The 12582-nt window shown below is 41.6% G+C and carries 12 protein-coding genes; 5 read left to right on the forward strand and 7 right to left on the reverse strand.

From position 1 onward, the window contains the following. The first annotated feature begins 178 nt into the window (after window positions 1-178). Window positions 179-709, forward strand: coding sequence for a hypothetical protein (locus KCX82_RS13820; protein ID WP_227019070.1), 531 nt, complete (start codon window positions 179-181; stop codon window positions 707-709). A gap of 149 nt (window positions 710-858) precedes the next feature. Beyond that, a complete protein-coding gene (locus KCX82_RS13825) occupies window positions 859-1539 on the forward strand; it encodes a polysaccharide deacetylase family protein (protein ID WP_227019071.1) in 681 nt (226 codons plus the stop codon). A gap of 123 nt (window positions 1540-1662) precedes the next feature. Here KCX82_RS13825 and KCX82_RS13830 read toward each other — a convergent pair whose 3' ends face one another. Then, window positions 1663-3228, reverse strand: coding sequence for a Na+/H+ antiporter NhaC family protein (locus tag KCX82_RS13830; protein ID WP_227019072.1), 1566 nt, complete (start codon window positions 3226-3228; stop codon window positions 1663-1665). 287 nt (window positions 3229-3515) lie between these two features. Between KCX82_RS13830 and KCX82_RS13835 the strand changes: the two genes are divergently transcribed. The 3 genes from KCX82_RS13835 (at window position 3516) to KCX82_RS13845 (ending at window position 7175) form a co-directional block, all read left to right on the forward strand. Beyond that, window positions 3516-4376, forward strand: coding sequence for a MerR family transcriptional regulator (locus tag KCX82_RS13835; protein ID WP_227019073.1), 861 nt, complete (start codon window positions 3516-3518; stop codon window positions 4374-4376). Window positions 4377-4539: 163 nt separating this feature from the next. Further along, entirely contained in the window at window positions 4540-5769 is a 1230-nt protein-coding gene (locus KCX82_RS13840) for an aspartate aminotransferase family protein (RefSeq protein WP_227019074.1), read from the forward strand. Window positions 5770-5822: 53 nt separating this feature from the next. Further along, entirely contained in the window at window positions 5823-7175 is a 1353-nt protein-coding gene (locus KCX82_RS13845) for an aminotransferase class III-fold pyridoxal phosphate-dependent enzyme (RefSeq protein ID WP_227019075.1), read from the forward strand. Window positions 7176-7322: 147 nt separating this feature from the next. Here KCX82_RS13845 and KCX82_RS13850 read toward each other — a convergent pair whose 3' ends face one another. The 6 genes from KCX82_RS13850 to KCX82_RS13875 form a co-directional block, all read right to left on the reverse strand. Continuing rightward, window positions 7323-8978: a recombinase family protein gene (locus KCX82_RS13850; protein WP_227019076.1), complete on the reverse strand. Its 1656-nt coding sequence runs from the start codon at window positions 8976-8978 to the stop codon at window positions 7323-7325. A 74-nt stretch (window positions 8979-9052) separates the two neighbouring features. After that, window positions 9053-9301: a hypothetical protein gene (locus KCX82_RS13855; protein WP_227019077.1), complete on the reverse strand. Its 249-nt coding sequence runs from the start codon at window positions 9299-9301 to the stop codon at window positions 9053-9055. Window positions 9302-9312: 11 nt separating this feature from the next. Next, window positions 9313-10473, reverse strand: coding sequence for a relaxase/mobilization nuclease domain-containing protein (locus KCX82_RS13860; protein WP_227019078.1), 1161 nt, complete (start codon window positions 10471-10473; stop codon window positions 9313-9315). Beyond that, entirely contained in the window at window positions 10473-10937 is a 465-nt protein-coding gene (locus tag KCX82_RS13865) for a plasmid mobilization protein (protein WP_227019079.1), read from the reverse strand. Before KCX82_RS13865 ends, KCX82_RS13860 begins: the two co-directional genes overlap by 1 nt. 3 nt (window positions 10938-10940) lie before the next feature. Then, window positions 10941-11153 (reverse strand): hypothetical protein, encoded by a 213-nt coding sequence (locus KCX82_RS13870; RefSeq protein WP_227019080.1) that lies wholly within the window; start codon window positions 11151-11153, stop codon window positions 10941-10943. Window positions 11154-11344: 191 nt separating this feature from the next. Further along, window positions 11345-12418 carry an AAA family ATPase gene (locus tag KCX82_RS13875; RefSeq protein ID WP_227019081.1) on the reverse strand — a complete coding sequence of 358 codons (1074 nt, stop codon included), beginning with the start codon at window positions 12416-12418 and terminating at the stop codon, window positions 11345-11347. Window positions 12419-12582: the final 164 nt, after the last annotated feature.

Here is a 12582-nt window from a genome sequence, read left to right on the forward strand (position 1 = left end):
TCCTGAATATTTATAATGAAAGAATGAAAATCAATAAAATATAATCAATGAAAAGGAACAGGGCAGTTTCAATTTGAAACAAAAGGAGACTGTCCTCTTTTTATATCATCATATAAAATTTGATAAATGATGAAGAAATGATATAATTTTATTATAAAATCAATCTGGAGGATGTAACATGTCTTTAAAAGTACGAATATCTGCTCTGCTGATTCTTTTGGCGCTGCCTACAGTCATGTTTGTCGGATGCAAAACACCTGATTCCGAACTGCAATCGAAGTCTGCGCCGGAAATACAAACGGAGGCTGTACTCAGCAGCATTACGGAAGAAGAATACCAGAAGATTGGAACTGGAAGTAAACCGGAGGAAGGCGTATCCATTAACGATTTAAAGAAATTATCTGTTTCTGTAAAAATAATCCATTCGAAAAACGCGGTAAAACGGGAAATCCGAATTCCGGATCTTACATTGATAGACAGATATGACAGGGTTCGGTCAACCAGTGCCGGTTCCTTTGAACAAAATAATATTGGAACTGATGACACAGCAGAAAGTGCGGCCTGGATTATTTTTGACAGCAGAGGCATGAGCGAACAGGATATAAGAGAAATATTTAAACAATCTGAGATTTATGCGGGATACCGGATCGAGAACCGTGACATGATCGAAAACAAGATTTCCATAGGTGAAAGCTTCGTTTCAATATGAAGAGAACTTTCCGATATAAAAGAGGATATTGCAATATCAAAGAGGAGGCAATCCTCTTTTTTTTTATCCCATTGGAAGCAACGTTTCCTTCCTGCCATTATCGTCATATTATAACATATCAAATAAAAGAGATTTACGGAGGTATAAAATTGAAAGCGACATATAATCAACCGAACAAGTTCCGGCTGGAAAAGCAGGGGGTGGGGGCCAATCGGGTGCTGGATCCCTACAAACCAATGGTAGCGTTAACTTTTGATGATGGGCCGTCTCCGCTCTATACTCCCGTCATTCTTGATGTGTTAGATGAACATAATTCGGCTGCAACTTTTTTTGTTTTGGGAACCGAGGCAGATAGAAACAGAGAGCTTTTGGCGGAAATCATTCAAAGAGGAAATGAAATCGGAAACCATAGCCTAAATCATCGGGATTTTACCAAATTATCAATTGAAGAGCTGAACTATCAGATTAATACGACGCAAGATATTATAGAAGAGGCAACGGGATATGCGCCGTTAGTACTGAGAACCCCTTACGGTTTTGTAAATGTAGATTTGATGAAAGAACTGCATATGCCGGTCATCCTATGGTCACTTGACACCCGTGACTGGGAAAGCAGAGATCCTGAAAAGATTTATGACGAGGTTTTTGAGAATGTAAAAGACGGAGATATTATCCTAATGCATGATATTTATGAAAGCTCGGCTGAGGCTGTGAAACAGATCATTCCAGAATTGATCGAGCGGGGGTTCCAGGTTGTTTCGGTAAGTGAATTGAGCAGGCTTCGGGAAGTACCGCTACAGGCAGGGAACATTTACAGCAACTTATACTGATCATTTCCTGGGTGAATTCATGGAAACGATTCTGGTACCGAAAAGGAAAGAGACAAGTCTTGGGCATTCGACTTGTCTCTTCCTGTTTAAGGAATGGATCTATTTTTAAGGATGAATTTGAATTTACGCAATGTTTTCATCTTGTTGCTCCCTGTCAATTTGGTAACGGTTTGCTCCGAATATCTTGTTCAGTGTAAATACCGAAGCCAGGAATAGAGCCAGAACCACCACCATAGGAATAACCCAGTTATCCATAAAGCCGGAGATCAGGAAGCCTACGCAGGCTACTAAAGCACACGTAACCGAGTAAGGGATTTGGGTCTTAATGTGATCGGTATGGCGGATATTCGCAGCTGCAGACGATAAAATAGCGGTATCTGCAAGGGGAGAACAATGATTCCCGAATCCGCCGCCGCCGATTACGGCTGCGACACAGGCATACACACTGATGTCCATGGCAAGAGCCAGAGGAACAGCCAGCGGAATCATGATGGCATAGGTTCCCCAGGTAGCACCTGTTGAAAAGGTCATCACGCAGGAGAAGGCAAATATAATGAGCGCAATCAGGAATGGAGGTACATTTCCGATAAACAGGGATGCGACATAGCCCGCAGTATCCAGTTCATCGCCGACACCGCCTATCCCCCAGGCAAATGCCAGCAGTATTACGACAAACAGCATGGATTTTGTTCCTATTACAAAAGCTGCGATGGATTCACTGACCTTGGAAAGTCTTCTGACGGAATAGAAAATAATGGAAAAGATGACGGAGATTGAGACTGCATAGGTGAGTGCAAGCATTCCGTCCATATTGTTTACGGCATCAAGAACACTGAAGGATTCAAAGAAACCGCCGGTATACAGCATAAAGGTCAGTGCGCATATAATCAATAAAAGAATCGGAGCAAGGAGGTCAATCGCGCCTCCATTTTTTTGCTCGATTGAAGAAAAATCGTCATCGTCAGCCCCGCCGCCGCTAAAGGTCTTATCGCAGAGTGCACCGGTTTCCATCGTTCTCTTTTCAGCCTTGGCCATAGGTCCAAAATCCAAACCCAAATAAACAACTACGATTACCATGATGATAGACAGCCAGGCATAATAGTTAAAAGGTATACACATTAAAAAGGCATGAAATGAATCTTCTTCCACTCCGGCAGTGGCATAGCTGTCTGCAATAAGGGAACAGATAAAGGCCACCCAGCTCGAAAGCGGGACAACCAGACAGATCCCTACCGCAGTAGAGTCGATAATATAAGAAAGCTTTTCTCTGGACACCCCGAATTTATCGCTAATAGGCCTCATGATTGCTCCGTTTGTTAATGCGTTGAAATAATCATCAAAGAAAATGATAAGTCCGATAAGCCAAGTCGTACCCTGTGCTCCTTTTTTTGTTTTGATTTTACGCCCTAACAGATCTCCAAAGGCAGTAGAACCTCCGGATCTGGTAAGCAAACCGATCAATCCTCCCAGAAGTACCACGATAATCAGCACCTGCATGTTCCAGGGATCCGTAAGCTTGGCGATAATGATTTCCACCATTTTTTCCATTCCGGCTAAAGGGTTCCAGCCGACAATAATTAAACAGCCCGTATAGACACCGATGAATAGAGACAACAGGACTTCTTTTGTAATGATTGCCAGCACAATTGTAAGCAGGGGCGGCACGATTGCCCAAAATCCTACTTCCATAAAAATATCCTCCTTAACATTTACTCAGTGCAATTTTTTTTTAATACAATTTGTATTCTCAATTGTGCTTATATAGAATTGGATATAGAATATGGTAACAGAATACAAATCGCATTCTAACTGAGGCCCATTATAATCGCCCTTATATTTAATGTAAATGGAAAAACAGTAAAAATATTCTGAATTTTGAAAAAACTATATACCTGGTATAAAGTTTTCTGTTATTTAATAAACGAAACCTTAATATTATTAAATATAAATATACAAGAAGAGTGAGGGATAAAATCATGGACAAAGTTATGGATCACATTACGATCGGAATGATGGCTAAGATTAATGGTATTTCTGAACAGACACTAAGACTTTACGACAAGATGAAACTCCTTCGACCAAGCGAAATTAACCCGGAAACAGGATATCGGTATTACAACATAAAACAATGTGCCCAACTGGATATGATCCAATATATGAAGGCATTGGGCATGAATTTGGTTCAGATCAAAGAGTGCTTTGAAGAAAAGGATATCAAAAAAATGCGGCATATCCTGGAACTTCAAAAGAATAATATCGAAAAACAAATGCTGGAATTGCATCATGCGAAACAGGCTATCGAACGATCTATTGAAAGCTATCGCCGTTATGATGCTGCTCCCGAAGAAAATACCGTTGTTTTGGAATACATAAAAGCAAGAAAAATATTTTGTTTCGATACGAAAATCAATTGTTACAGCTACGGTATGGATTACTATGAGCATATTCTTCGTTCCTTGAAAAAAAACTATGTCCTTCATAAATTGCCTATGAGTTATTTTTGCAACGTAGGCAGCATCATGCGAAAGGAAAATTTTAGAAAAAGAGAACTGTGGGCTACCGAGGTATTTCTTTTTGTCGAGGATGATTTCCAGTCTGACGGGGGCATTGAAGTGATTCCGGAAGACATGTACTTATGCAAATACTGTTATGGTTTTAACAAGGAGGAAGAATCCCTAAGATCCCTTATGGACTATATTCCCGAACACAATTACGAGGTGAAGGGTGACTGTATCAGTGAAGTTTTGATTGAATTTCCAACCTTTAATCACTTTGAGAGAAACGCTTTTTTGAAGCTTCAGGTGCCTGTAAAACAAAAAATGAAAAAAATATTTTAGGTCTATTGACTTTGTAATTACTACAAGGTTTAGAATTACCGTGAACAAAAGATAATTTGTAAAATCTGCCAAAAATCCTGGATGTCATTTTACAAGAAAGATCCGTATCAGTTTAAATTTGTCTAAGAGTCGATAGTTCTTAGAGAACGGAGGATTTGAGAAAATGCAATTATCAGATGTAAAATTAACGGTACAGGAAGTCATGGACCTGACAAACAAGTATATGATAGAAACCTACCAGCGATTCCCATTCCTCGCTGTGAAAGCAAAAGGGATGTATCTGTACGATGAAGAGGGTCATGCTTATCTGGATTTCTATGGAGGGATTGCAGTAAATAATGCAGGCAGCTGCAACGAAAAGGTAGTATCGGCAGTTCGGGATCAGGTGGGCGATATCATGCACACCTTTAATTATCCTTATACGATTCCGCAGGCAGTCCTTGCGGAGCTGGTCTGCGAAACCTTGGGAATGGATAAGATTTTTTATCAAAATTCCGGTACCGAAGCCAATGAAGCTATGATTAAAATGGCGAGAAAATACGGAACGGATCGTTTTGGGCCGGAAAAATACCACATTATTACAGCCAGGAATAGCTTTCACGGCAGAACCTATGGAGCCATGTCCGCCACCGGGCAGCCCGACAATGCATGCCAGCTTGGATTTAAGCCCATGGTTCCGGGATTTTCCTATGCGGAATTCAACAATCTGGATTCCTTCCGGGAAGCAGTTACGGAAAACACCATTGCCATCATGCTGGAACCGGTACAGGGAGAAGGTGGCGTAAGGCCGGCAACAAAGGAATTTATGCAGGGGATACAAAAACTATGTGACGAAAAAGGGATTTTACTGCTCATTGATGAAATTCAGACCGGATGGTGCAGAACCGGAAAGATGATGGGTTACATGAATTACGATGTGAAGCCCGATATCATCTCTATGGCCAAGGGGCTGGGAGGCGGAATGCCTATCGGAGCCATCTGCGCAAAGAAAGAAGTTGCGGCTGCTTTCAATCCAGGCTCCCACGGAACGACCTATGGCGGAAGTCCGGTATGCTGTGCGGCTGCCTATGCACAGGTCAGTGAGCTTCTCGAAAAAGAGCTGGACAAAAATGCAAAAGAAGTAGGGGATTACTTCATGAAAAAGCTGGCGGCATTGCCTAACATAAGAGAAGTACGGGGTAAAGGCTTGCTGGTGGGCGTAGAATTTGACTTCCCGGGTGCGGCTGCGATAAAACACGGTTGTTTGGACAGACGGCTGCTTGTTACGGCCATTGGAGGAAACATCATTAGAATGGTTCCGCCTCTTATTGCAACGAAAAAAGACTGTGACACTGCCTTTGAAATTTTAAAAGCTTCCGTTGAGGAAGCATTAAAAGAAGAAAAAGACAGGTAAGCTTACTGCAATCTATTAAAAATTATTTTTTAAATAAAATAGGGAGGTTTGAAATGAGAAAAAGCTTTGACGAGGTATTAAAATATACCGAATATGCAATAAAAACAATTTCACAGAAATCAATGACTGAGGACGAAAAAGAATTCTTTATCAACGAGACAAGGCATAATTTTGACAACCATATCAACCCGGGATTCCTGGAATATCGAAAGTCAGCCGGTTCTGACGATATGGCAATGGAATGGATGGCCAATGGCGATACCTTTGTAGACCTCCACGGAAATACATATATAGACTGCCTGGGTGGATTCGGCGCTTTTAACTGTGGGCACAGACACCCCAAGGTAATCGAAACCGTAACCAATCAGCTGGCCAAACAGCCATTGTCCAGTGCCGAACTGATTGATGCCAATCGCAGCTTGCTGGCCCGAATCCTTGCCGATGTTACCCCCGGAGACCTTCAATACACCTTCTTTACAAGCTCTGGTACGGAAGCGGTGGAATGCGGTTTGAAAATGGCCACCCTTGCAACCGGCAGACATTATTATGTAGCCTTTAAGGGAGACTTTCACGGAAAGACCATGGGTTCCCTTTCATTGACTTCAAAAGAGCATTTCCGTGGCCCATTTCTCCCATTGCTTCAGGGAGTCAGACACGCTCCCTTCGGGGATCTTGATTTCTTAAAGAAGCTTATCGATTGCATGGAGTTTACAGGAGAACTTCCGGCTGCCATTATCTATGAACCGATCCAGGGAGAGGGCGGTGTACAGATTCCGCCGGATGATTTTATTCCGGGAATCAGAGAAATTTGCGACAAATATGATATCATGATGATTGCAGATGAAGTCCAGGCAGGTATGGGACGTACCGGGTACCTCTTCGCCACAGATTATTCGAAAGTAACTCCGGATATCCTTTGCCTGGGGAAATCCATATCCGGCAGTGTAGTACCGCTCAGTGCCTGCGTTTGTACCGAAAGAGCATTCAGAGGCATGTTCCCGGATCCGCTGCTTCACAGCACTACAACCGGGGGAAATCCGCTGGCAACGGCTGCCGGTATTGCAGCCTTCCATGTAATTCTTTCTGAGGATCTTTGCGGAAAAGCCAAGAAATCAGGAGCTATATTCATGGAAGGATTGGAAAAGCTCCATCAGAAATATCCGAAACTGCTGACAGCATACCGGGGAAGAGGCTTGATGATCGCAATGGAATTCTGCGACGGAGATTTAGGATATGAAGTGGTGTTTGAGGCCTTCAACAGAAAGCTGCTGCTCTCAGGATCCTTGATCAATGCGAAGACCATTCGTATAGAACCGCCTTTGAATATTACGGAAGAGCATGTCAGGAAGGCGTTGGAAATTTTGGATGAGTCTATGGAAATTGTATATAACAAGCATTTCAAGTAGTATAAGTAGTTTAAGTAGTTCAATAACTTTTCCTAAAAAAAGAGAACTGGTTTAGCCGTAGTCCCATAGGGACATTATCCTAAACTATGGCTAAGCGGTGTGGTATTGGGCAGATAGTGAGTTTTCGCTGTCTGCCCTTTGCTGTTTCTAAGCGACCTCTTTCTGTTCTCTTGAAGCGGGTTGCTCGATGACATCGTCAAGCAGTCCAATGTAGCGGTAATGGATTTGGATTTCTTGCAGTGCTGTTCTTGAGTATTTTTCGGTGCGTTCTCCCACAACAATCCTGTCAATGAACCTGTGGAGGATGGTTGCCGTTAGCTCATTAATTTCAGTAATCTCCTTGGCTTCCTCGATGAAGGCAGTGACATTTGCAACCGAATCCTTAAGTTTTTCCAGTTTACTTTCCTTTATGGGAATCGTAGACTGGATTTCGTTTTGCTCTTTTAGGTAGTCATCGCTTAATTTTCGGAACACCTCGTTTGGAATTTTACCGAGTACATTATCCTCATACAGCCTTTTAAACAGCTTGGTAAGCTCATCGTCACGTCGTTTTAAAGTAGCGATTTCTTTGGTCAGCAAGCTGATTTCCTTTTGTGTTTCCTTGCTGTTTTTCTTTGCGACAACCTCTGCAAACATCAATTCGTGCTGTCTTGCATAATGGGTTACTCGTCTTAAATCATCAAGAACAATTTTTGCAAGCTGATCCTCTTTTATAAAGTGTGCGGTACAGACCTCTTTGCCTTTTTTCTTGTAGGTTCGGCAGGCGAAATTGTAATCACTTTTCTTCATTGTTGAGGCACGATGCAGTACCATTTTTGCTCCGCAGTCCTTGCAGTAGACCATACCGGAGAACATATCCTGCTCGTCCATATTGGTTCGTCTGCGTTTATGCTGGCGAATATCTTGGACGATATCCCATACCTTTTTAGAGATAATAGCAGGGTGCGTATTCTCAAAACGAAGCTGTTCTTCCTTTGGCACTTCAATTTTCTTCTTGTTTTTAAAGGACTTGGTTGTTGTTTTGAGGTTGATGGTATGACCTAAATAAACTTCATTTTCAAGAATGTGCCGAATTGTTGTCTGCTCCCATCGGTAGGGATTACTCATATCAGTAGTTGAGGTATATGGCATACCCTTTGTGTACCAATAATAGTTCGGCATAAAAATCTTTTCTTCTGAGAGCCTTTTTGCAATTTGACTGGGACCATTACCCTCAACACAGAGCTTGAAGATGTACTTGACTATTTCAGCAGATTCGGGATCAACAACGATTTTACGCTTTGGATCATCGGGGTCTTTGATATAACCATAGGGTGCCCTTGTGCCGACCCTTGCACCTGTTTCAGCTTTTGCCCTGTTGGCTGCACGAATTTTACGGCTACAATCTTTGGCGTAAAGTTCGTTGATGATATTTTTGAACGGAGCAAAATCATCAACTCCATAGCGACTATCAATGTTGTCACCGATTGCAATAAATCTTACATCATAGTTTGGGAATATAATTTCGGTGTATCTGCCCACCTCTAAATACTCTCTGCCAAATCGGCTCATGTCTTTGACGATGATGGTTTCTACCTCATCATTTTCCACAAGCTCCATCAGCTCTTTGAAGGCTGGACGATTAAAATTGGTTCCCGAATATCCATCATCAAATAGGAATTTGAGATTTTCAAAGCCATTGTCCTTTGCGTACTTCTCCAAGATAAGCCTCTGATTGCTGATACTGTTGGATTCTCCTTGGCTGCCATCATCCTGACTTAGTCTTGCGTATAAAATTGTATATTTTTCAGTTGTCTGTTTCATTTTAGCTCCTTTCCGACAAACTGAATACGGTAACACAAACATACCCTATTCAGTGCCACAAGTCTATTGTTTTTTTATTCTTTTTCGCTGTCTACCAAAGCAATTAGTTCTCTTGTAGAAGTGGACTTGGGCATCATAGGAAAGATGGATTTCACATAAAAGTTTTTACCATCCACCACCATTTTTCGCTCGGTAAAGCACTCTGCATCAGTCATAGTAACTGCTGTATCACGATAAATTGTTCGTGCTGTGTTGCCGACGTTATAGACAAGCGGCATAGTTTCTCCGTAAAATCCTGTGTTCAAATTTTCATTTTTCTTCATAGTCAATCTCCTTACATCATCGTCATAGTGAAGCCCTGTTTCTGTTCTTCCTCATAGTCGATACAATTTTCAGGCTCCTGTTTTAGCTTTTCTATATAATCAGTTACATCTTGGTCGTCTAACTCATCTTGTGAGTGGCTGTTGGACATTGCCCCAAGCAAAATATATACCCCTGCGAAGGACAAGGCAGTGAGGGTTGCAAGGTGAGTGATTGTTTCCAGCTCATCATCTTCACTGACACCTTTTTCGAGAAATCTTAGGTTGTGCAAAATCTCATTGGTTAGCTTTTTGCTTGTGTTTCTCGGTTTATAAATTTCATTTTCAGACTGCTTACAATACTGATTTTCAAATTGCTTACGCTCATACTCCCAACCTGTTTCCTCATCAAATTCTTTTTTCTGCTGTCTGTAATCAAATTCCAATTCCATGTTAGCCTTGGAAAATTTGCTACCAAAGAGCCTATCGTCACGGCAGGTCTTGCCGTTGGGGCAGGTGTAGGTGATGGTTTTGCGTGTATCTGTCCACTTTACAAAGTAGCCTTGTCGCTCCATATTGAACACAAAATCTTCTTTATCAGAGCTTCGTGTCATGGCAAACTCAATGGCTTGTTGGAGCCGGTCTTTCCAGCTATCACCTCGCTGCTGAGCCTTACGCTGAGCACGGCTGGGAGTTTTACTTCTGCCAAAGGTGTAGGTTGGCAGAACTTCAAAGCCATGTTCCATACATATTTCGTCAGAGGATAATCTCAATTCACGCAAGGTATGCGGTGTTTGATGTAGCTTTTTGCCATGCTCGAAGCTAACAGAATTGATAATAAAGTGGGAGTGAATATGAGGTGCATCGGTGTGTGTTGCTACTAAAACTTCATAGTCGGGATAGTTTTTCTGTGCAAACTCTACGGCAATTTTGTGTGCCTGCTGTGGAGTAATATCTAAACCCACCTTAAAACTCTGTGTGTAATGATAGAATTGTACTTGGTCGTTCTTTTTGTAGCGTGCCTTGGTTGCAGTAAATTCAGAAAATGCCGTTTCAGCACAGCAGTTTTGCCCTGTGATTAATGGATAGCCTTGGTCTTTTAAGAGCGTTTTTTCTTTTAAGCAGACATACATCATCACGGCTCGCATAGTGAAGGCTGATTGCTTTTTGTAGGGAATGTAGTTGACTGTTGCCATCAAGACCTCCTGTCTAAGAATGCAAAGAAACCTTTTCTTTCATTCTCAATCTCAGATATGGGCAAAACTTCTTGACTTATTTGGTTGGCAACAGGCGGATTTTCTGGTTCAACAACTAAAATACTTTCTTCCTCATCTACAAATTTAACTACCTGTTCCACAGGTTCTTGCCTGCAAAGGTGTGCCAGCAAATCATAAATTTTGCCTAACTGCTCCTTGGTTTCCGCTAAATTTACCGCTTCAAAGTGCCCCATATTAGCTCTTGTAGTCAGCTGATTTAGGTTGTTTCCAATAGCTTTCAGCTGTTTAGCGAAATCATCAATTCCGTCTATAACGGTAATTTCTTTATCAAAAACACAGTGACGAATGTAGTCCGACTTGCTCATCTTGGCTTTCTTCGCCATACGTTTTAATTCTTGCCGTTCTTTTTCTGAGGCTCTAAAGGTTTCAAATTTATCTTTCATTGGTTATTTCAACTCCTTGTTATTTTGAATTTTAACTCTCGTAAAGTGGGTACGGGCTTCTGCCCGAAAATAGGCGGCAGGTGTCGCCGAGGCGGGCGTATACACGCCTGCTCTGCTCGCCCCACCCGAGGTGGGAAAAAGCGTAGCCACCACCATGCGAATATTTGGTGTTATCACAGAAAAAGGCAATATCGCCAGCGGTGCAACCTTGATCAAAATCGCTTGCTGTCGCCTTGAGTTTTCACATCTATACCTTTAGTGAGGGTACTGACCTATGAGATGTTCTGAGTGCCAAAATCGCCTATGACAGTCGGCACAACTGGCTCTCAAAATCGATTGTGGCATTACTCCTCTACCTTTTGCTTAAAAAGCCCACACAGGGGCGAACAGGGGGCAGCAGTAGGAGGTTATGCGTCCAGTGCGTACGGTGAAATTAGTCCACCCGTAATGTCCTGTTCTACCGACGCACCGAACGCAATATCCGCATTAATAATCGTTGCACTACCTTTTATGTGAATGATTTTATCAGTATGGGTTCGCTTAAATTCAATGGTGATACCATGTTCAAAAAAGAAACTATGGTTTTTTAAAAGTTTCTTTTTAATCGTTGTAGAAGCAAAATATTTTTCATACTTCGTTTCAAACAAATTAGACAATTCTGTTGCTGTTCCGATAAACTCAGCGTTACTTGCAGAGAAACAAAAATAGTGAATGACACATTTTACAAACTCATCGACCTCTTTAAATTTAACTTCAGCTTGTTGATCATCAAGCTTTTGCCAAATAAAATTGCTGTCCATTTCTAAACTGAATTCTTTAGATTCAATATCTCTGCCACTGCAAAAGAGTGTTGCTAATTTTTCAGTTCTCTTTTTACGATTTAGAATAAACACAGTATCCACTGCACCGCTAATTCCTGTTGTGCCTGACAGCATATTCATTGGGTCATCGTCTTTTGATTTTCGCAAATGGTGAACAAGTAAAATTGCAATATTGTGTTTGTTTGAAATCTCACGGAGAATTTTCAGTTCCCTGTAATCGTCAGCATAGCTATTGCTGCCATCGCTCACCATACGAATGTTTTGCAGCGTGTCAATTACAATTAAGTTTGTATCTTCATGCCGAGCAACAAAGGCTTCAATCTGCTCGGCAAGACCATTTTCAACATTTTCAGCCATCACCGAAAAGTGCAAATTTTCAGGTGCATCATCGGTAATTTCAAATAGTCTGTTTTGTACTCTTGTATAGCTATCCTCTAAACATAAATACAGAACCGTGCCTTTCCTCGTGTCGTAGTCCCAAACTTTTTCACCTTTTGAAATTTGCAGGCACATCCATAGCATAAGCCAGCTCTTTCCAATTTTCGGAGCACCGCCTAAGATGTGCACCCCTGTTGGTAATAAGTCTGATACTATAAAGTTTGTTTGTGGTAATGGGGTATTCATAATTTCTTCGCCGGTCATTGTTTTAAATTCTTTCATTTCTATCTCCTTTATATTTTGATTTGTGATTTGTCGTTCTACCTAAAGACCGTTCCTGACCGAGGTTCTCTCCATCGTTTTCGTCGCTCGCTCTTTCGAGGTCTTGGCGTAGTATCATCTTTAGCCGATCATTCAATTTTCAAGGTACAGTTAACTCTGTACTT

The sequence above is a fragment of the Sinanaerobacter chloroacetimidivorans genome (assembly GCF_018128545.1).
Taxonomy (GTDB): domain Bacteria; phylum Bacillota; class Clostridia; order Peptostreptococcales; family Anaerovoracaceae; genus Sinanaerobacter; species Sinanaerobacter chloroacetimidivorans.

Coding starts and splice junctions, on each gene's coding strand:
- KCX82_RS13840 (WP_227019074.1), top strand. CDS start 4,540: ATGCAATTATCAGATGTAAAATTAACGGTACAGGAAGTCATGGACCTG.
- KCX82_RS13860 (WP_227019078.1), bottom strand. CDS start 10,473: ATGGCAACAGTCAACTACATTCCCTACAAAAAGCAATCAGCCTTCACT.
- KCX82_RS13830 (WP_227019072.1), bottom strand. CDS start 3,228: ATGGAAGTAGGATTTTGGGCAATCGTGCCGCCCCTGCTTACAATTGTG.
- KCX82_RS13855 (WP_227019077.1), bottom strand. CDS start 9,301: ATGAAGAAAAATGAAAATTTGAACACAGGATTTTACGGAGAAACTATG.
- KCX82_RS13865 (WP_227019079.1), bottom strand. CDS start 10,937: ATGAAAGATAAATTTGAAACCTTTAGAGCCTCAGAAAAAGAACGGCAA.
- KCX82_RS13845 (WP_227019075.1), top strand. CDS start 5,823: ATGAGAAAAAGCTTTGACGAGGTATTAAAATATACCGAATATGCAATA.
- KCX82_RS13835 (WP_227019073.1), top strand. CDS start 3,516: ATGGACAAAGTTATGGATCACATTACGATCGGAATGATGGCTAAGATT.
- KCX82_RS13850 (WP_227019076.1), bottom strand. CDS start 8,978: ATGAAACAGACAACTGAAAAATATACAATTTTATACGCAAGACTAAGT.
- KCX82_RS13875 (WP_227019081.1), bottom strand. CDS start 12,418: ATGAAAGAATTTAAAACAATGACCGGCGAAGAAATTATGAATACCCCA.
- KCX82_RS13820 (WP_227019070.1), top strand. CDS start 179: ATGTCTTTAAAAGTACGAATATCTGCTCTGCTGATTCTTTTGGCGCTG.